Here is a 19,314-nt window from a genome sequence, read left to right on the forward strand (position 1 = left end):
TTTTTCGTCATCGTGCGGGAGATTTCCGTTTACTTTCCTTTCACGCTTGACGACGCCGATTTCAGCTCTTCCCGATAGGTTTTTTTCGCCTGGTAGAGCTGGAGTCGGGCACGCAGTTCGGCCTTGGTCTTTTCCAGGGTGGCCTTGTCAATCGCTTTCTGAACCCACTTCTGGGCCTGGTCAAAGCTGTTGTTTTCCGCATACGCGGCGGCAAGCGTGTCGTAAATTCCCCAATCCTTGATTTCGCTTAGGTCATAAGCGCGTTTGGCCAGGTCGAACGCTTGTTTCCTGTCACGGTACTTTTCGACGGGACAGGTCGATCTCAGCCAGGCAAGACGGACCAGCGCCGTCGTATGATTCGGGTCTAAGCGAAGCGCCTCGTTGAAGTCGGCGAGCGCTTTGTCATATTCCCCCATGCGCCTCCAGGCTCCGCCGCGATTCGCAATCGTAGTGGCGTCTTTCGGATTTAGCGCGATCGCCTGATCATAGTCGGCTATCGCCCGTTTGTAGTCTCCCTTATCGAGCCACGCATTGCCGCGATTGTTAAAGGCGGATTCATATTTTGGATTGACCTCAAGCGCCTTATCGGCCATCGCGATCGCCTGATCGAAGTCTCCTTTGGCTTTCCAGGCCCAGCTCAAGATGGAATAGGCGAACGCGTCTTGGGGAGAAAGTCGGAGGTCTTCGTTGGCGTCGGCAATCGCCTTGTCATATTCTCCCATTTTGTTCCACACAAGGCTGCGCTGGCGGTACGCGTAGGCGCTTTGCGGATCGAGCTGAAGTGAGCGATTCAAATCGGCGAGGGCGTTGTCGAGCTTTCCCTGGTAGCACCACGCCGCTCCGCGATGTCGCAGTGCGTAGGCGTCCTTCGGGGCAAGCTGAAGGGCGCGGTTGAAATCATCGATCGCTTTCCCATACTCCTCCTTGTCAGCCCAAATCTCGCCACGCAGTCGATAGGTAAGAAAGTCGTTGGGATCTAATTCCAGGGCGGCGGCGATATCGGCGAGCGACTTATCGTCTACCCCCTGGTTGTGCAACAACATTGCGCGGTTCCGATAGACGCTGACGTCCGGTTCGATCCGCAGCGCTTCGGCGAAGTCGGCGAGGGCCTTATCAGATTCTCCTTTGTCGTCGAATGCGATCCCGCGCGTGTTGTACGCATAAGGGTCGTTGGCGTCGTATTTCAAAGCTTGAGTGCAATCTTCGATCGCTTTGTCGTTTTCACCTTTGTCGAGCCAGACGGAGGCGCGGCTGGAATAGGCGGAAGCGTATTTGGGGTCGACGCGAATCGCTTCGTTGTAGTCGCTTAGCGCTTTGTCGAGGTCTCCCTTTACTCGCCAGGTTTTAGCGCGGTTGTAGTATGCCGTCGGATTATTTGGATCGAGTTTGATGGCGACGCCGTAGTCGGTAAGCGCCTTGTCGAGATCTCCCAGGTCGTGCCAACTCAGTCCGCGATTCGAATAGGGGCTTGAATTCGTAGGATTGAGGCGGATCGCCTGATTGTAGTCGGCGATCGCCTTCTCGCTTTCGTCTTTATCCGACCAGGCGAGCCCACGCACGTTGTAGGCGCCGCTGTTTTTCGGGTCTAGTTTGATCACCTGGCTTAGATCGAGGATCGCCTTGTCGGCGTTCCGCAGCATTCGATAACTCATGCCGCGGCCCAGGTAGGCTGGGATGTTGTTTGGATCGAGTTTGATCGATTGGGTGAAATCGGCGATCGCTTCGGAGGTTTCTCCCTTGTCGGACAAGGTCATCCCGCGCTGTTGATAGATGGCGGCGTTTTGCGGATCGATTTGTAAAGCGCGATTGTAGTCGGCGATTGCCCGGTCGAAGTCCCCCTGGTCTGACCAGCAACTGCCGCGGTTCGTCAGGGCGACAACCTGTTTGGGATCCAGTTTGAGGGCCTGGTCGAAATCGGCCATCGCTTTTTCAAAGTTTCCCTTGTCGCTCCAGACTGATCCGCGATAGGCGTAAGCCAAGGCGTCTTCGGGCTCTAGCTTGAGAACTTGGTCGAAGTCGGCCAGCGCCTTATCGTATTCTTCCTTGGCCTGCAGGGCGCAGCCGCGATTACTCAAGGCGTCTACATAGTTGGGGTCCAATTGGATCGCCGCATTCGCATCGGCGAGAGCTTTGTCAAAATCGTACGTTTCGAGCCAATACGTCGAGCGATTGCAGTAGGCGCTTTTGATGGTCTTGTCGAGTTCAATCGCCTTGTCGTAATCGGCCAGCGCCTTCGCTTTATCCCCCATTCGATAGAGGGTGAGACCGCGATTGCTGTAGGCGGTCGCGTACATCGGATCGAGCTTTAGGGATTGGTTGTAGTCGAGCAGCGCCTGTTCCTCTTCCCCTTTGTGAGAAAGGGCGACGCCCCGATTGCTGTAGGCGTTGGGATTCTTGGGGTTAAGTTGAATCGATTTTGCGTAGTCGGCGATCGCCTTGTCGTACTCTCCTTTATTGTCCCACGCGAAGCCTCGGTATTGGTAGACTACCCAGTCGTTGGGCCTAAGTCGCAGCAGTTCCGTAAAGTCGGCGATCGCCGCGTCGTAGTCTCCTTTGTTGGATCGCGCTTCGCCCCGATTGGAATAGGCTTGGATCTCCTTGGGGTTGGCGGCGAGCGCCTTGTCGGCGTACTCGATCGCTTTGTCGGGGTTGTTCTTCAGGCCCCACGCCCAGCTTAAATCGCAGAGAATAACGCTGTTGTCGGGGGCGAGCTGCTCCGCTCGCTCCAGATCGGCGAGACCTTCGTCGAGTTTGCCTTTATCGATGAGCGCCGTGCCGCGATTGCTGTAGGCCATCACCCACTGCGGATCGATTTTCAGGGCCGCGTCGGCGTCGGCGATCGCTTTGTCGAACTCCTTTTTCTCATTCCATGCGTTGCTGCGAACGACATAGGCGTATGCGTTTTGCGGATCCAACTCGAGAGCTTTACTCGCGTCAGCGATCGCCTTATCGAACTCCATTTTTTCATTCCACGCCGCACCCCGGCCGAGATAGGCGTCGGCATATTTCGGGGCCAATCGTATCGCTACGTCGAAGTCGGCGATCGCCTTGTCGTACTCCTCTTTGTCTTCCAGGGCCCAGCCGCGGTCGTTGTAAGCGTCGGCATAGTTCGGATCGAGACGTATCGCCGCCGTATAGTCGACGATCGCTTTGTCGTTTTCCCCCTTTTTGCTCCGCGCGACGCCGGCATAGTAATAGCCGTCGGCATAATTGGGATCTAGTTGCAGCGCGGCGTTGCAATCGGCGAGCGCCTTGTCGTATTCCTCTTTCTCAATCCAGGCCCAGCCGCGCTCGCCGTAGGTGACGGCTAGCGGAGCAATCGCTATCGCCTGATCAAAGTCGGCGATCGCCTTGTCGTACTCTCCTTTGCTGCTCCAAGCGAGGCCGCGATGGTGATATCCGTTTACGTAGTTGCGATCGATTTGCAAGGCGACGTTCAAATCGGCGATCGCTTTGTCATACTCTCCCAAATGGATCAGGGCCAGGCCGCGACCGTTAAGAGCGTATTTGAGGTTTGGATTAAGTTTTAAGGCGCTGTCGAAGTCGGCTTTCGCCTTGTCGTACTCCTGTTTGTCTTGCAGGGTCCAGCCACGGTCGCTGTAAGCGGCTGCGTAGTTCGGATCAAGACGTATCGCCGCCGTAAAGTCGACGATCGCCTTGTCGACTTCTCCCTTCCTTCTCCGGGCGACGCCGGCATAGTAATAGCCGTCGGCGTAATTGGGATCGAGCCGCAGCGCGGCGTTGCAATCGGCGATCGCCTTGTCGTATTCCTTTTTCTCAATCCAGGCCCAGCCGCGCTCGCCGTAGGTGAAAGCATCCGGATCGAGCGCTATTGCGTGGTCGAAATCGGCGATCGCCTTGTCGTATTCCCCCTTGTTGTTCCAAACGAGGCCGCGATTGTGATATCCGATCGCAGAGTTGGGATCGATTTTCACGGCGAGGTTCAAGTCGGCGATCGCCTGCTCATATTCCCCTAAATGGCGTAGGACCAGGCCGCGCCCATTACGCGCGAGCTTGCAGTTGGGATTAAGTTTTATGGCTCTGTCGAAGTCGGCTTTCGCTTTCGCGTACTCTCCCTTTATTTCCCAAACCCAACCTCGATTGCAATATTGGGGCTCGGAGTTGGGGTCGAGTCGGATCGCTTCGTTGAACTCGGCGAGCGCCTTGTCGTATTCCCCCTTGTCCATCCATTGGTTGCCGAGATTGTTGTGCTCAGTTGCAGTTTGTGCCAACAAACAGGTGGGGAGCAGTAGCACAATTAGCACGGCGAAAGAGATGATGCCGGCCAGAGTTCTCTTCATCGTTCGTTCCTATCAAGAATGGAACTGGAACAAAACGCCTCCCGGCGACTCGTTTTGTTAGCGAACAATTCGAGCGTATGGTAGCGGCAGTCGTCGATTTGCCGACGATCTACGAAAGGCTAGCCTATCTTGCGCGGGTAAGTGTGCGAATCGAGCGATACTCGAATTGCGCCTAGTGGAAACCACCAGGGGAGACGCAATTCGCAGAAAGACCGTGGCAGTTCTTGCGGAGCAGCATCAGGCAGCGGTTGCTCGTCTTCGCCCAACACGCGGTTCGCTACTGCGGCAGGTTCGGATCGTAAACAAGCAACTGCGGCTGAGAGCAAAACGGCGCAGCTGGTAGCCCATCTCGGTTGTAGAGATTGCAGTTCTCCGGCGTGACGGCGTAGGCGTAACGCACGGCGATTGGCGCCGCAACGTCAGGGCTATGGACCACAACCGTTTCTCCTTCGATCTTCGCGTGGGCGGGGCGCCACTGGCCGGCCTTGTCGGTCACTTCAAAGTGCGACAGCTTGGCTTCAGGAGTTTCCTGCGGCTGGGCAAGTCCTTCCTTGTCGGCCGTCATCAGACCGCTCTCGGCGTAGCGGAAGTGGAGTACGATGTCGTTTCCTTGAATCTCCTGGCGATCGAAGAGGGGCCCGCTGAAGGCGATCTGCTTGCCGTAGTCTTTGGCCAGCGCCCACCGCGCCAGACGTTGTCCTACGTCGACCTTGTTCGCCGGGTGGATGCCTGGCCCGTCGAGATCGATGGTCACGACCAGGCCGCTGTTCGGAAAGTCGGCGGCCAGACGCTGTTGTTCGCGCAAGTAAGGCCAACCGGCGCCGGCGCCGCTGCCGGGGAGCTGGGCGAAGTAGACCGGCAGCGTCTCGTTTTCCAAGGCCGCGCGCCAACCACTGATCAGTGCCTGCATCTTGAACTGATAGTCGCGGGGATCTTCCTGCACGCCGCTGTTCGACTCTCCCTGATACCAGATCGCCCCGCGGGCGGCCAGTCGCGTGATCGGCGCCATGCGAGAGTTGAAGAGCCGGCCCGGCAGCCAATTGGCGTCGCGAGCTTGCACGCCCCCTTTCAATCTCCAAATCGCGGCGAGATCCTCCGCGTCGCCGAGCTCCAACTCGCGCTGGAGCGTCGGGTGCGAGGTAAACGCGGCACGCGGAATGAACGGCTCAATTGGCGTTCCGCCGCGTGACGAATCGATGATCCCGATCGGAACGCCCAGTTCATGGTTTAACCGGCGGGCAAAGTAGAACGCGGCGCCGGAGAATCCGGGAACCGTCGTCGGCGTACAGACGGTCCAGCTGGCCGGTCGAGACAAGTCGCTCTGCGGCGCTTTGCTCTCCCCTTCATTGATGCGGCAGAAGCGGAGCGCCGGCAGGTCGGCCGCCGCGATGTCGACTTTGACCGATTCGAGCTCCGCCGTCATCGCGCCGACGTTCATCGCCATGTTCGACTGCCCGCTCGCATGCCAGACTTCCCCGACCAACACGTCGTTGACGACGATTGTCTTGTCACCACTCGCGACGCGCAAAGGACGACCTTCCGCACTCGCGGCAAGCGGCTGGAGCGTCACTTCCCAGGCGCCATTTTGGTCGGCCGTCGCTGTCGCAACTTGCCCAGCAAACTCGATCTGCACCTGGTCTCCGGGATCGGCCCAACCCCAGATTCGGAGCGGCTTGTCCCGCTGCAGCACCATGTGATCGGCAAAGATGTTGGCGATCCGTACTTCGGCGACCGCTTGACTGGTGATGCTGAACAGGCAAACGATCAGGGCTAAGACGCGAGCGAGGCTTTTGCTCATGGCGTCACCTTCGAAAAGTCCAAGGCCTTCGCGTCCCCTTGAGGATTCGCGTAGCGAATGGAGCTAATTTCGACCGGCGATTTTTCTGCCGGGAGGTAGAGCCGCACGATCTGCGATTGCCCTTCAACCGGAAGGTCGACCGTCACCTCTCGCCACGCATCGCCGGCGGGGATTTCGAAGCTGACGTTCTGACCCGACGCAGGGAAGTTTTCCTGGCCGGTGGTCTTCCACTGGACGCGACCTGTTCCGCCTTCTTTGCAGCGAGCGGTCAGCGTCAGCTTCAGCGGACCATTCAGCTTGACGCGGGCCGTGCCGAGGAACGGTTGCTTTCCTTCCCCCACCACGCGGATCGCCCCTTCCGCTTTGACGACCTGGCAGTTGCGTGCGACAAAGTCGTCGGCCTTGGCGCTATTTGGGGGCGTCGCTTTGTAGGCTGGGTTCGGCTTGGGATAGAGGGCGCCGGTCTCTTTCACGAACTGGTCGATAAGAGCGTCGAGCTCTTTGACTTTGTCTGGCATTTGCTGGACGAGATTGTTCGTTTCGCCAATGTCGTCCGTCAGATTGTAAAGCTCGAAGAGATCGGGATAGCTCGGGTGCGATTCAAAACGCCGGATCAGTTTCCAGTCGCCTTGCCGAACGGAGACGGCCGGAATCAAGTGCGGAAACCAGGTGAAGTACGCTTTCCGCTCGAGGTTGCCGGTCTGCTTCAGAATTGGTAGCAGCGACTCGCCGTCGATAATATGCCCCGCCGGCTTTTGTGATCCGGTAGCGCTCAGAATCGTGGGATACATATCGATCGGCCCGACGATCGCATCGCTGGTCGAGCCGGCTTGGATGTGCCGTGGCCAACGGACCATCAGCGGCACGCGCTGGCCCCCTTCGTAGATGCGACCTTTACCTTCGCGGAGCGGCGCGTTGTTGGTCGGCGGCTCTCCGCCGGCCCATTTGCGCCAGTCCTGAATCGCTGCGTACTGCGGGTGACCCGGTTTTACGTTCGCCAGCTTGACGTCTTCGTAGGTGCGACTGTGAGTGTTGCCGCCGTTATCGGAATAGAAGATGAAGAGCGTGTTGTCGGCGAGTCCCAATTCATCCAGCCGGTCGAGCAAACGGCCCAGGCTCTCGTCGACGCTCTTCAGCATCGACGCCATGATCGGATTCTTCTGCTCGCCGCGCGGATCGGTCTTCTTGGAGAACTCGGCGGTGTACGCTTCTTTGTGACCCCAAGGTCCGTGGACCCCATAGTGCCAGAAATTGAGGAAGAACGGGCGGTCTTGGTTCGCTTCGACAAACTTGATCGCTTCGTCGGTCAAACGATCGGTGATGTATTCGCCCTCCGGGCCATCGGTGATCGTGCCGACATGATGACGCGGGGTCGGTTTGCCGTCGGGCGAAACGCCATACGGCGAAAAGTAGCTCGGCGGACCGGGACTCGGTTGCGCATGAAAGGCGACGTCGAACCCTTGTTTGTCCGGCCAATGTTCCTGGCTCAACCCGAGATGCCATTTGCCAAAGTGCCCGGTCCGGTAGCCGGCCTGCTGCAACACTTCGGCCAGGGTCGGGATTTCCAGGTCGAGATAGTTTTTGCTGTCGGCATAGATGAACTGTTTGTTGGCCGGCGCTTTCGCTGGATAGGGGGAGGCGTCCTCCGCCGCTGCTGGTTGATGTCCCGAGGCGGAGGTCACGCGATGCCGCGAAGAATATTGCCCGCTCAGAATCGACGCCCGGGTTGGCGAGCAAAGGGGGAGGGCGTAAGCGTCGGTAAATCGCATCGACTGCTTGGCTAGTCGCTGTATGTTGGGCGTCTCGTAGTACTGCGACCCGTACGGCGTGCTATCGATCCAGCCCATGTCGTCGACCAGGAAGAGGACGATATTGGGAGGTCGTTTCGCATCGGCCGCGGCGGCGAAACTTGTCAGCAGCGGCGCGATCAACAGCGCCGCCAAAGCAAGGCGAGTAAGGACGGGAAAGCGGGGCGTTTGCATGAGGTGTTTCCGATTGGAAAAGTTGGTGGGGCGATCGCCTGCGTGGGAGTTCCCCAGTATCGACCGAATCCCGTAGCGGGTCAACGTTTACGCATCAGCCGCCGCCGGTCCAAAAATGGGACCGGACCGCCAACGAATTTTTTTCACTCCGGGTGGCCCGACCAGTCTTCCGAGACTGGTTGGGTCGCGCAGTGACAAGATGCAGCGCCATCCGGCCGGACTGGACCGCAGCACTCACTTTTTTCGTCGAACCGATCCCCCAATTCATTAGCACTCAAACGGACAGTGGACTGGACCACGCATTTTTTTTGCGGCGCCGTCCACGCAGGTCGGAAACCGTTCTCCCAGCAAATTCCGCTTTCCCATCTCTTTCCCAAACCGCCTATCATGTGGACCGCAGCGCTCCATTTTTTTTGCCAACGGAGTGGACTGGACCACACGAAAAAAACTAGCCCGCAGCGCAAGCAAGGGAATGCGGCCGGCAGGGAAATGACGAATGCCGAAGCTCAAACGACGAACCCCCAGTCCCAAAATGAGACCCCAAAAATAGGACCGGACCCTGCCGGATTTTTTGAACCAGACTGGACTGGACCGCATTCCAGTTTCCTGTCGAGCGTCGTACGGCACGAATCGCCAAAACCAAAAGTCGGTCGGTCCTGCGCACATGGTGCAGTAAACGGACTCGCGCGAAAACCACCCCGCAATCGATCACGAATCCGTGCGCTTTGTCAATAGACAACGTTGGCTGCTAACAGGGACGAAATCGTAAGCCGGGACCAACTGGGATAGAATGGGCGCCGGCGTCGCCCGATCGGCGTACCATGGCGACTCTGAAGTGAAGGCAGTACTTCGGCCGGAGCGATCCCCCAGCCGATCCGAGCATCGCTACGGTCATCGTACCCGGTAAAAGAAAAATTCCCCGTCCCCTTTTCTTTCCCTCTTCTTTAGATGACATCGTTGGATTAAGTTCGCAAGCTTCACGGAACGCAGTACGACCCGAGACCGGGTTTGCCGTAACTTCAGAAGATGCGAGAAATCATGTCAAGACTCTTTCCAAGGCAGGACAGAGATTGTGTTCCTCTTGTCATCGGCGACGGTGACAGTGAATCAGGATCAAGACTCGGTGGCTTGCCACCGGCAGGCGTCACTCCGAATCGGTTAACGTCGCTAACAAAGTATTTTTGCACAATTCGCGTTGCCGAAGATCCGGTGCTAGAAATATCAGTGTTTCTCTCCTTCGACTTCGCGGGAATGGCTGACGGAGCTGGTGTTGTCCATACTTCAGGCGATCTATTTGAAGTAGTTACTCATGGTGACAGTACTCGTAGTATCAAATCCGCGTTGGCGTCGGAACTAACCCCGCATCCGATACTGCACGGACAGGAATGCGCTGACAAGCTCGTCGACGATGATGGAAATGAAATTGTCATCTCTCATCACAAACTTGGTGGGAGACCGTTCATTCAGGACAGCGGCGAAGGACTACCAGCGTTGGTTCGCTCGCTGCGGGAAGAAGGCTATTTTCAAATTGTTCAAATCGCCTTCCCAGACGCCCATGATGGCGACGTTGATGGAGACTGGCCCTTCGCCGTGGGCATGTTTCACCTGTTTGGTGAAGAACCAATAGATAAATGTTCCTGGCGTTGCTTCTGGGAGTATTGACGGTCGATCGCCGGGGCCATTGCCAGAGCCATTCGTGGCAATGGCGAAGAAAAGTGGACTGGGGCAAAACTGTGCGCCTCGGCCAGCAACAAACATCTACGTTCATCTGCGGTGCATGAAACTACCACTGGAGACGAAGAAGAGGGAACGGCTTTCTTAGTTCGGTCGGGCGGAGGTCCGCTTTCTCTTCCAATCGCAGAATAGAATCGGTTTTCTAATGTCTAACTCATTTAGCAACGTCGCCCAGGTATTGAATCTGCTCACTATTCAGGACGGGGCGGAAATTCGTTACGACATGTTGTCAGATGCGCTTTACTGGTCTGATGAAATCCCAAGAGATTCTGGGGACAATTTCGACTTTGCGTGCCTGCAACCGGTGTTTAGATATCGAATGACGCTCATGCTTGGCGATCCAGATGTTGAATTTCAAACAGCTTGGGAAATCGCGCGGGGAATGTTTCCTAAGTGGCCGGGGTTCTGCACTGGCCGCTGTTCACAAAATGCTGATCTGACCGCTCTGTATCGGGAGTATCACAAGAAGGCGGTTGACGCATTGAGACTTCTTCCTGACTGATGGAGAAATCGCCTGTGACGCCCCACCGCAGACGGCGGAGGATGGGTTAGGCAATGATTGCGGCAGGAAAGGATTAAATTGAGTCCGACCTGGATGATAGAATAAGCGGATCGTGCTTGGATCGACTCTTCCTCGAAGGCGAGTGGAAACTTCCTCGTTCTCAACGACCATGAAAACCATACTCACGATTTTTGCTTTGCTAATGACCACTCTGGCGACTGCGGCGGAACCTTCTTTGGAAGAACTACAAGTCCAGGCTCAGCAGGGGAGTCCCGATGCCCAGCTGTCATTGGCAATCCGTTACCGCGATGGAAACGGCGTCGCCAAAGATGATGCGGCGGCGATGAGTTGGGGTCACCGCGCCGCAGACCAAGGTCACGCCGAGGCGTTGGACTTCGTCGGCTTCGCCTACCTTCGCGGCGCCGTGGTGCGTCGTAATCCTGAGGTCGCTTTCGGCTATTTCAAAGCGGCGGCCGACGAATCGGCGCAAGGGGCCTTCAACCTCGGCCAGTGCTACTTCGGCGCCCAGGGTACCGAGCAAGACTGCGGCAAGGCGGTCGACTGGTGGAAAAAGGCTGCCGCCAAAGGGCACGGACGCGCGGCGTCGACGGCGGCAATGGCGCTTCTTTCCGGCGAAGGGGTACCGGCCGATCCCGCCGAGGCGCGTCGGCTCGCCGAGCGAGCGGCGGCGCTGAATGACCCGTCCGGACTCGTCGTGCTCGGTGAGTTGCAGTTTCGGGCCGGTGAACTCGACGCGGCGAAATCCAATTGGGAGAAGGCGGCGAAACTTTTCCCGACCAGTGAGACGGGGCATCCTGCTCAGCCGTCCGGCAATGCGTCCGCGCAGCAGGGCGCCGATCTCCTCAAGCTGATCGAATACCGGCAGCGCAAGTCCGAGCCGGGCGAATTCGCGTTCGTGCAGATGCCGCACATTCACCAGGGCTATAACAATTGCGGCTCCACCGCCTGCGCCACCTTCGCCCGTTTTCAGGGGGGAGAAATCAGCGGTTGGGACTTCAAAAAACTTTGCCCATCGCCGCTCGGTACTGGTACCGACTGGTGGCACCTGCTGGATGCGTCGGCGAAGATCGGACAACAATGGAAGCTCGTCACGTTCACGCCGGACGACGCCGGCTTTGAGGAAGCGACCGCGATGCTGAAACGCGAGCTCGATGCGGGACGACCGGTTGTGGTGGACTTCAAGTATGTTGGCCCGCAATACCCTGGCGGCTTTGCCGGGCACACGCTAAGCGTTTGCGGCTATATCGTGGCGGAAGATCTCTACATCCTTTGCAACCCGGCGGTCGCTACGCCGGGCCTGCAACTCATTACGTCCGACGACTTGAAGAACTTCTGGCGCTCGAACTACTATGGCTCTCTCGCCAAAGGAGTCCTTTCGCGCCCGGCGTTTGTTATCGAGAGATAAAGATAGGACTGGGGCAATACTGTTCGGCACGACAATTGCGCCACGCCGCCGCCGTCAACGACCATCTGCGCTCATCTGCGTAAATCTGCGGTTCACAAGACAACCGCCGGAGTTGTTGGAACCGCAGATGTACGCAGATTGACGCAGATGAAGAGCCGGGGTGCCGTTGCCACGTCTTCGTGGCAATGAATGTGTTATCCAACCTGTTTTGGCAATGAGGTTGAGGTGATTCTGCCAGGAGGATCGGAAAGCTAGTGAAAATTAAACGTTCATTCCCAACACAATCATTGCCACGAAGACGTGGCAACGGCACCCACCAGGAACAATCCGCCCGCGTCTTTGCCCCCGTTTTCGTCGCTTAATCGGGCTCTGATTCCCTTACCGCCCTTGATTTTGCTATAACTTTGACAAATTCCTTTTATACGCCCGCCCGGTTACTTACCGCTAAGACGAAAATATCATTCGTCTCTCCAGAAATTTTGGGAACAGAGACGGTTTCTCTTCCTTTGAGGAAATAGGTTCATGGCTGCTTCACCCTCGATTCTCTCCGAAAAACTGCACGAGTACCCTCAGCAAGATGTGATCGACGGGACCGGCGACGGCGTCGCTGCGGTTCTGGACGACTGTCTCAGCCAGCACGGCGGCGTGTTTCAGCTGCTCCACCGCTATGCCGGCCGGACGTTTTGCTCGCCAGGGAAACGCCTTCGCCTGGAAGAGAAGTCGTACTATCCGGACTACATGGGGGGGACCGGTCTCGACGAAATCTGGATGTGCTGCACCGTGCCGATCGTGACCGGCGTTATCGACACTCGCACCGGCAAGGCGCCGTTTCGCGAAGGGGAAGCGCATGTCCTCACTTCGGACGGCAAGGTGATCTCGCTCCAGGATCTGATCACCGCCAATCCCGAAGCGGTGATGGGCGAAAAGGTGACTGCGTTTTCGAACGCGACCTTCGGCAAGCCGACCTGGCCGATCGTGTCGAAGAAGTTTGACAACCTGAATCCGATTCCGGACCATCTGCACTGGGCGAAGTGGGAAGTGTATGACATCAATTCGTACGACAACCCCGGCGTCAATCCTTCGCACTATCACACCACGGCGATGGGGCTCTATTCGTGGGTGACCAAGGACAAGTTCCTCACTTGCATGAAGAGCTACGGGACCGGCGAGTACAACGGCATTCGCCACCTGGCGCCGCACGTCATGATGAAACTGGATGACGGCTTCACGATGCCCAACGGCGTCCTCCATTCGCCGACCGATCTCTGCACGCACGAACTGCACGTCACGATGGACGAGCACTTCCTGGCCGAGGACGTCACGCTCGACGGGCGGATCAGCGCGGAAGCGGCGTTCTACGCCTGCCGAGAAGAAGACTATCCGAAGTCGCGACATGGCGACTGGGACTACCTGGTCGAACAGTTCGACTTTGCGGCCAACCAGGATCCGAACTTCGTCTTGAACAATGCCCGTCCGGCGATCACGGCGGAAGAGTTCAGCGCCGCCGGCGTCGACGCCAAGTGGATCGTCTACGGCGAACTGCTGGGCGAACAGAAGTGCTCGATCCTCCGGCTCACCTTAGCGCCCGGCGCCAAGACGAAGTTCTGCCCCGAATGCCCGACGATGTTCCATACCAATGGCGGCAGCGGTCGGGTCGGCAAGCTCGAAGTGCGCTACCACCAGGATATGGTTCTCGGCGAGATCTATCCCGAGATCGGATTCATCACGCAGACGGCGCTGAATAACGGCGGCGTGGAAATTGAGAACACGGGCGCCGAACCGCTGGTGCTGACGTTCGACTTCCCGCAAAACGCGCATAGCAAAACGCCGGGCGTTGCGTAGGTCGGATCGGAGCTTGGCTCACACAGTTCGCTAAGGACATCGAGGGATGTCATTCAGGATCTTGCTGGATGACATCCCTTCTTTTTTCAAGGAACGCGTCTGCCTGCGAAGCGGCGGTGTGGTGCTGTTCGTCAAACTTCTTTGGGCGCCACTGTCGTCTGCGACAGTGTCTTCATTTTGGGGAATACGGCATCCAAGCAACTTGATTGTTGAACAAGTCGACACAGTACGCTACTGAATGAGATAGCCAATTATGAGCACTGTCGCAGACGACAGTGGTGCCCGGCGATATAACTGAAAGGCGCCCTGTTCACTCTTCTTTGCCAACTGTTCCTGGACGGCGACCGGGTCTTGGACTAACTGAGCCTTGAGAACGTTAGAAAACCCAAAATGACCAATCGATGGAAAATCGGCGACGTATTCTTATTTCCAATTGACGATGAGCGAGTGGGAATGGGGCAGATCATTGATGTCTTGCCTTCGGAACTCTACGTCGTGATTTTTGAGAGTGCATGGGACGTAAACAGTCCACCTCAGTCGCATGCCGTGGTAGGTCGGACGCCATTGTTCGGATCTCTGACGCTCGATGCCCGATTACACCACGGCGACTGGAAGATTATTGGAAACGTCACTGGCAATTTGGCCGATATCGCGTTGCCGTTATCGAAAGTACGGATTTCCGGGCAAATGCATGTTGAGAGTCATGATGGGAAATGGTCACGACTTGCAACAGATGAAGAAGGTGAGCAACTAAGATTCCGAAAGACCGTCGCGCCGATAAGACTGGAAAAAGCATTGCAGGCCGAATTTGGATTGATAGACAAGAGCGAAGCCTATGATGAACTGCGCTATAATCTCGTGGTTGATTCCGCGAGAATTGGGAATCGACCGGGGTGGCGCGGTTAGTCGCTTTTCTTCGGGCGTCACGGAACATAGAGACAATCATTTTGAGGATTAGGTCGTATGACTCCGCAAGATTTTCCGAAAAGCTGCCTTGGGGCCCATTCCTCCGCCAATGAGATCGATGCCAATTTGGCCAAACTGTTTCGCCAAGGCTGAATTTCCGAGAAAATCATGGACTCTAGCGAGCAGCAAAACCATCCTGACCTTGGTCATAACTGGAAACAAGGACGAAACAACATCGTCATCGAGGCTGTCTGGGCCAATATCAACGAATGGATGCGGGAACTTGGCAAAACGTTCGAAGAAGTTTTGCCCATGATCCAAATAGCTATCGATTAAATCATCAATCGCCGGCTCGAGCATTTCGTACTCCCACCATTGATCGCCTTCTGCCTGCGAAGTTAGCCGCCCCCTTATTTCACAGTCGACTGATGAATAGCTCTGAATGTCAACAATTAGAGAGCCAGTCGCGTTCGGCAAAAAAGTTAAGTGGACGCCGAGGTTTACGCAACAAGCTTTGCTGTCGCTTCTACTTTGCACCTCGATGCAGTTGATTACGGGATCAACATTCCTAATCCATTTGAGATCATTTCCAACGAAGCCATCGTCGCTCAGAATTGGTGTGAGTCGCTCAAGTAAAAGTCGTTCGAACTGCTTCTTCTTGCTCGCCGACATGCTGTTTCATCCACTAGTTATGGCTAATACGACGCATCAGTAGTCTAGCTCTTCGGATTGGGCGTCTTCAGATCACCGCGATAGGAATGCTTATCGACGTGAACATCAAGCGTCGCTGGCTCCCGCAAGTTGCAGTGCCTCGGTGACGCCAAGCTGCGTCAGATCTTCCAGGCAACCTCGGACAAACTCTGCGATGGCGGCGGCTTGATCCTCCTCGGCCAAGATCCAAGCGAGCGGTTTGGATATGCCGATTACGTGCCAGGTTGAATCTTCGGGATCGATGTCGGTCCACGCGGGGTTTCTTGCTTGGAGCGGTTTCAGGTAATCGCCGGCGACGCTCTTCACCTGTTCTCGCAGGGGGAACTTCGGATGAACCGAGATCCAAAGCCGGGCCTGGTCTTTATGGACCCCTGCCCAGAGCGATAAGTTGGGATCCGACGTTCCGCTGCTGGGGATCAAAACGCCATTGATCGTGCTCCGGGCGCTCGTGCCGAACAGGACCCGTTGATGTTGCAGCGGGCCGTGGAATGAGATGCTGGACTCACCCACTACGTTTAACAAGGGCGCGACTAGGTTGTCGATCCGTTTCGCACACGCTTTCCCTTGCTGGGCGTACGCCCGGATTAGGGCGAGATCTTCGATTTCGATGCGGTGGTCGCTCATTTCGGTGGGATCCTGCAAGTATCTTAAGAGAAAGCCCAGCAGATGCTCGGCGAAGACTTTTTCGTCGAGAGGCAACGAACCGGCGTCGATCCGCTGCTCGATCCAATTCCCCAAATCGGTCCAACGCAAACAGTGCCAACGGGGCCGGAGTTTGCCAGCGTCGACCAGTTCGGCAATGTGGCGGGCGTGCGAAGGAATGGCGAGAACGATGCCTGCCTTGCGATCGGCGGCGACGGTTTGGACCTCGAGCCAACGGTCGTAGTTTTCGAGCTGAGTCACCGACGCCGCGAAGTCGTCGCCCAGCTCTTCCTCTTCGTCGTACGACTCGCGGGAAGAATCGTGAATGCCGGCCTGCACTTTGATTTCGATGGTCCAGAGCAAAACCGGCGGACGCGTCTCATCCTGCCGGTCGAACCCAACGATCCGCAGGTCATCTCGTTTGCCGCCGACAGCTTGTTCGGTTTCGATCTCATAGTCAAGTTCCGCCAGCGGTAGATCTCGCCAACCGCATTGATCGGCGAACTGCTGGAAGAGGAAGGTGCGAAGCTGCGGGCAGTTCAACAGGACGACGCAGAGCATCTCGGCACAGCTGCGCTCGCGCATCGGCCGATTGGGATCGGTCGGATTGCGAATAATCCGCGCAAACAGGTTGGCCGACGGATCGGGAACGTGGACCCGCGCCGTAGTGGGCTGTGGCGATCGAAAGATGGGAATGAATGCTCTGGCGATGGCGCTGGTCCTTGGTCAAGTTGCGTCAAAACGACATGTCCGGCTCTATCGGTCCGCTACCCCGATGTTTTCAATCGCTCCGTTCTTCGAATCGGAGTCTTGCAACAACAAGCCAATAATCTTCACCACATCCGTTGGCATCGGTTCCAAAAAGTCAAACCGACGATTGGGCTCGTCTCCATCCGCGATCGAATCCTCAAACGGGATATACATGCAACAATCTTTTGCAGAGATCACACAGTCGACCGAATAATACCCACTCCCCATTTTAAATTGCATCGTGTACGGGACATACCTTCGCGACGGCAGTCCCGCATCGTAATCTTCAGCAAATGCCCTTCCTCCTCGAGTCGACCGCGCAACCCCACTGCTTAGATACTCAATCGCTTCCCTGCTGTCACAGGTTACGCGTCTTCCCTGGCCGAGGATCACGATGCTTTCAACCCTAGTCGACGAGCTGCCTGAAATCATTCGTTGAAACTCGAGTCTGGGCGCCCACATTCTCACGATGACTGCCACGGTAAGAATGAGGAACAGCAAGGAGAGTATTCCAAATTGAAATCTTCGTCTGCTCGCCACCATTTGCGTCAATGCTCACCAAAAGGAAGATACTTTTGCAAATCGGCGAAACAAGCCGCGATGATCAACGCACTCCAAAGTCCAATTCGGCGGTGTGGCATGGTTCGTTCCCGTAAGTCAGGGCGTGAAGTTTGCGTTGCCTCGTCATCTTCGGCATCGTACGTCAAGGCTTCGTCGGCGCAGGGTCTGACTTGCTTTGACTGGCGACCCGCAGCGTCGTCCAGGTTCCTTCGTTCACGTTGTAGTAGATCCGCTGCCCGTCGGCGCTGAAGGCGGGGTGGGGGTGATTGTGCCGCCAACTTTTGGCGCCTTTGGTGTTGCCAAAGATATCGATCAAGACGAAATCGTCGCGGGTCATCGATCCGACGGCGATGGCCCAATCGCCCGGCTCGCCATACTTGCGTTTCGTCACATCGGCGTCGGTAACGAAGAGGTCCCCTTGCGGCGAAATCGACGGATGGTCGGAGATGCAGGAGGGGGCGTTCCGCTTCGTTTTTCCGGTTGCGATGTCGACCGTGACGTTGCCTTTCTCAAAAATCTGCTGACTATCCGGGGACCATGAAGGGTGCCCCCAGGTTTTGAACAGTTGCACCAGCCGCTGCTGCGGAAGGTCGTAGACGACTTTTCCCTGGCGATAGCTCGCCTTGGAGCTGCGAAAATCATCGCCGCCGCTGGGGCGCGAGAGTTTGAAGAAGATGCGATTGCCGTCCGGGCTCATCACCGGAAAAAAGATCGAGATGTTGTCGCCGCCGAACTGCTCTTTGGTCCAATCGCCGTACGCGCCGATGACGTCGGCAGCGGTGACGATCGTCTTGATTTCGCCGGTAACGACATGAACCAGCTGCAGATCGCGATAGGGGCCAGGCTTCCAGTGGCAGCCATAGATCGGAACCCAGGGACTCGCGGGCGATCCAAAACCCACCTGGCGGTCTTCGGCAAGAACTTTTTCCTTGTTGGTCGCAATGTCGACGGCGATGACGAACCACCGGCCGTCGCGACAATCATGGTAAACGACCTGCTGGCCGCCATTGCTCCACTGTTGACACGCGACCCGATGCGCATCTTCGGTCGTGACGTTCTCCGCGAGGAGCGCTTCCTGGCCAGTGCGACGCTCCAGGATGCGGATCTCGCCTGATTCTCCGCTCGCCGCCGTGGAGGTGAAATAGAGAACGTATTTGCCGTCGGGACTTTCGGGCGAGGTGTTGAAGTAGGAGTGAATCACATGCCGATCGGCGTGCGGGGCGACGTTTTCGACGCGAACTCCGTCGCGCCACGATGCAAGATCATCGTTCTCCTCCGCCCGTAGGCCGCCGATTGGCAAAGCCAGCAGGATCGCTATTGCGACGTAACGTTTTCCATTTCTCATTGCGGCACTCGTTTCTCAGGTGGATTGACGCGGCCTCACCGTTACTTCAGCTTCCAGACCTTAACGTCATCCACCGCCGCGGACTTGTTTACGGCGAGCGTGATCATTCGCTTGGTCGGATGGGCGATCCCTTCGGACTGGAACTCGCCGACCGGCTTGCCGTCGAGGGTCGCTTTCATAACGTCGCCGGCGACGACTACCTTCAGCGTGTACCACTTGTCGGCTTCCAGCTTCAGCGGGAAGTTGGCCCGCTTGGTTTGGAGGAGCTTGTTCAGTTCTGGCGACTTTTCGCCAGAGAGGCGCCGTTCGCGAATCTTGAGGTCCATCTGCCCGGTCTTCGAGTCGGTGAGGGTGATCCCCTTGAGCATGATGCGAGCGACGCAGAGATGGCCGGCATGCACCGTCTTCAGCTCGCGGTCGACAAAGTCGATCCCCAGATCGTCGCCGGGACCGAGCTTGAACTTCAGCTCGACCGCTCCATCCTGAAACGCCACGTCATGAAAGATGGCGACCCCGTGATCGGCTTCGGGATGGCGAGTGACCTGCATCGCTCCGTCGACCAGGTCGACTTGCTGGTGACCCTTGGCGCGCCAGGCGCTGTTGCTGGTCCAGCCATTGCCGATCTCCTCCTTGCCGGGCGTCGTTTCGTCGCGGTTGAAGTCGTCTTCGAAGAGGAGGACGCCAGCTTCGTCGCTTTGACTCTCCTGGGCGCTAGCGATCGAGATACTAAAGCCGATAGACAAACAGGCAAAGAGGAGCAGGGGGGAACGTTTCAGCATTGGGTTTCGCCTTGTGATGGAATAGCGGCAACGTT

General features: G+C 57.0%; 13 protein-coding genes. 5 read left to right on the forward strand and 8 right to left on the reverse strand.

Annotation, left to right across the window (positions count from 1 at the left end):
- Positions 1-29: 29 nt before the first annotated feature.
- The 3 genes from LOC68_RS10865 to LOC68_RS10875 all read right to left on the reverse strand — a co-directional run bounded on the left by LOC68_RS10865 (position 30) and on the right by LOC68_RS10875 (position 8,081).
- The gene (locus LOC68_RS10865) at positions 30-4,301 is read right to left on the reverse strand and encodes a tetratricopeptide repeat protein (protein WP_230218407.1); all 4,272 of its coding nucleotides are present in this window, start codon (positions 4,299-4,301) and stop codon (positions 30-32) included.
- A 277-nt stretch (positions 4,302-4,578) separates the two neighbouring features.
- Positions 4,579-6,099, reverse strand: a complete 1,521-nt coding sequence (locus LOC68_RS10870) for a sialate O-acetylesterase (protein WP_230218408.1) — start codon at positions 6,097-6,099, stop codon at positions 4,579-4,581.
- On the reverse strand, positions 6,096-8,081 hold the full coding sequence (locus LOC68_RS10875; protein WP_230218409.1) for a sulfatase: 1,986 nt from the start codon (positions 8,079-8,081) through the stop codon (positions 6,096-6,098). Before LOC68_RS10875 ends, LOC68_RS10870 begins: the two co-directional genes overlap by 4 nt.
- Positions 8,082-9,119: 1,038 nt before the next feature.
- Between LOC68_RS10875 and LOC68_RS10880 the strand changes: the two genes are divergently transcribed.
- From LOC68_RS10880 to LOC68_RS10900, 5 genes are all read left to right on the forward strand, one after another.
- Entirely contained in the window at positions 9,120-9,743 is a 624-nt protein-coding gene (locus LOC68_RS10880; RefSeq protein ID WP_230218410.1) for a hypothetical protein, read from the forward strand.
- A gap of 217 nt (positions 9,744-9,960) precedes the next feature.
- Positions 9,961-10,317, forward strand: a complete 357-nt coding sequence (locus tag LOC68_RS10885) for a hypothetical protein (protein ID WP_230218411.1) — start codon at positions 9,961-9,963, stop codon at positions 10,315-10,317.
- Between the two features lie 202 nt (positions 10,318-10,519).
- A complete protein-coding gene (locus LOC68_RS10890) occupies positions 10,520-11,743 on the forward strand; it encodes a hypothetical protein (protein WP_230218479.1) in 1,224 nt (407 codons plus the stop codon).
- 522 nt (positions 11,744-12,265) lie between these two features.
- Complete coding sequence (locus LOC68_RS10895) at positions 12,266-13,585, forward strand: hypothetical protein (RefSeq protein WP_230218412.1); 1,320 nt, start codon at positions 12,266-12,268, stop codon at positions 13,583-13,585.
- Between the two features lie 390 nt (positions 13,586-13,975).
- Positions 13,976-14,491 (forward strand): Imm26 family immunity protein, encoded by a 516-nt coding sequence (locus LOC68_RS10900; protein WP_230218413.1) that lies wholly within the window; start codon positions 13,976-13,978, stop codon positions 14,489-14,491.
- A 48-nt stretch (positions 14,492-14,539) separates the two neighbouring features.
- Here the strand turns inward: LOC68_RS10900 and LOC68_RS10905 are convergent, their stop codons facing one another.
- The 5 genes from LOC68_RS10905 to LOC68_RS10925 form a co-directional block, all read right to left on the reverse strand.
- Positions 14,540-15,163 carry a DUF4304 domain-containing protein gene (locus tag LOC68_RS10905; RefSeq protein ID WP_230218414.1) on the reverse strand — a complete coding sequence of 208 codons (624 nt, stop codon included), beginning with the start codon at positions 15,161-15,163 and terminating at the stop codon, positions 14,540-14,542.
- A 105-nt stretch (positions 15,164-15,268) separates the two neighbouring features.
- Positions 15,269-16,429, reverse strand: coding sequence for a hypothetical protein (locus tag LOC68_RS10910; RefSeq protein ID WP_230218416.1), 1,161 nt, complete (start codon positions 16,427-16,429; stop codon positions 15,269-15,271).
- 171 nt (positions 16,430-16,600) lie between these two features.
- The gene (locus LOC68_RS10915) at positions 16,601-16,768 is read right to left on the reverse strand and encodes a hypothetical protein (protein ID WP_230218418.1); all 168 of its coding nucleotides are present in this window, start codon (positions 16,766-16,768) and stop codon (positions 16,601-16,603) included.
- Between the two features lie 529 nt (positions 16,769-17,297).
- Positions 17,298-18,500 carry a hypothetical protein gene (locus LOC68_RS10920; RefSeq protein WP_230218420.1) on the reverse strand — a complete coding sequence of 401 codons (1,203 nt, stop codon included), beginning with the start codon at positions 18,498-18,500 and terminating at the stop codon, positions 17,298-17,300.
- A gap of 41 nt (positions 18,501-18,541) precedes the next feature.
- Positions 18,542-19,279, reverse strand: a complete 738-nt coding sequence (locus tag LOC68_RS10925) for a family 16 glycoside hydrolase (RefSeq protein ID WP_230218421.1) — start codon at positions 19,277-19,279, stop codon at positions 18,542-18,544.
- Between the last annotated feature and the right edge of the window lie 35 nt (positions 19,280-19,314).

The organism is Blastopirellula sediminis (genome assembly GCF_020966755.1).
GTDB classification, from domain to species: Bacteria; Planctomycetota; Planctomycetia; order Pirellulales; family Pirellulaceae; genus Blastopirellula; species Blastopirellula sediminis.

What these genes read in the sequence shown, in the direction of transcription:
- LOC68_RS10865 (WP_230218407.1), bottom strand. Translation starts at nt 4,301, where the DNA reads ATGAAGAGAACTCTGGCCGGCATCATCTCTTTCGCCGTGCTAATTGTG.
- LOC68_RS10870 (WP_230218408.1), bottom strand. Translation starts at nt 6,099, where the DNA reads ATGAGCAAAAGCCTCGCTCGCGTCTTAGCCCTGATCGTTTGCCTGTTC.
- LOC68_RS10875 (WP_230218409.1), bottom strand. Translation starts at nt 8,081, where the DNA reads ATGCAAACGCCCCGCTTTCCCGTCCTTACTCGCCTTGCTTTGGCGGCG.
- LOC68_RS10880 (WP_230218410.1), top strand. Translation starts at nt 9,120, where the DNA reads ATGTCAAGACTCTTTCCAAGGCAGGACAGAGATTGTGTTCCTCTTGTC.
- LOC68_RS10885 (WP_230218411.1), top strand. Translation starts at nt 9,961, where the DNA reads ATGTCTAACTCATTTAGCAACGTCGCCCAGGTATTGAATCTGCTCACT.
- LOC68_RS10890 (WP_230218479.1), top strand. Translation starts at nt 10,520, where the DNA reads ATGACCACTCTGGCGACTGCGGCGGAACCTTCTTTGGAAGAACTACAA.
- LOC68_RS10895 (WP_230218412.1), top strand. Translation starts at nt 12,266, where the DNA reads ATGGCTGCTTCACCCTCGATTCTCTCCGAAAAACTGCACGAGTACCCT.
- LOC68_RS10900 (WP_230218413.1), top strand. Translation starts at nt 13,976, where the DNA reads ATGACCAATCGATGGAAAATCGGCGACGTATTCTTATTTCCAATTGAC.
- LOC68_RS10905 (WP_230218414.1), bottom strand. Translation starts at nt 15,163, where the DNA reads ATGTCGGCGAGCAAGAAGAAGCAGTTCGAACGACTTTTACTTGAGCGA.
- LOC68_RS10910 (WP_230218416.1), bottom strand. Translation starts at nt 16,429, where the DNA reads ATGCGCGAGCGCAGCTGTGCCGAGATGCTCTGCGTCGTCCTGTTGAAC.
- LOC68_RS10915 (WP_230218418.1), bottom strand. Translation starts at nt 16,768, where the DNA reads ATGTATATCCCGTTTGAGGATTCGATCGCGGATGGAGACGAGCCCAAT.
- LOC68_RS10920 (WP_230218420.1), bottom strand. Translation starts at nt 18,500, where the DNA reads ATGAGAAATGGAAAACGTTACGTCGCAATAGCGATCCTGCTGGCTTTG.
- LOC68_RS10925 (WP_230218421.1), bottom strand. Translation starts at nt 19,279, where the DNA reads ATGCTGAAACGTTCCCCCCTGCTCCTCTTTGCCTGTTTGTCTATCGGC.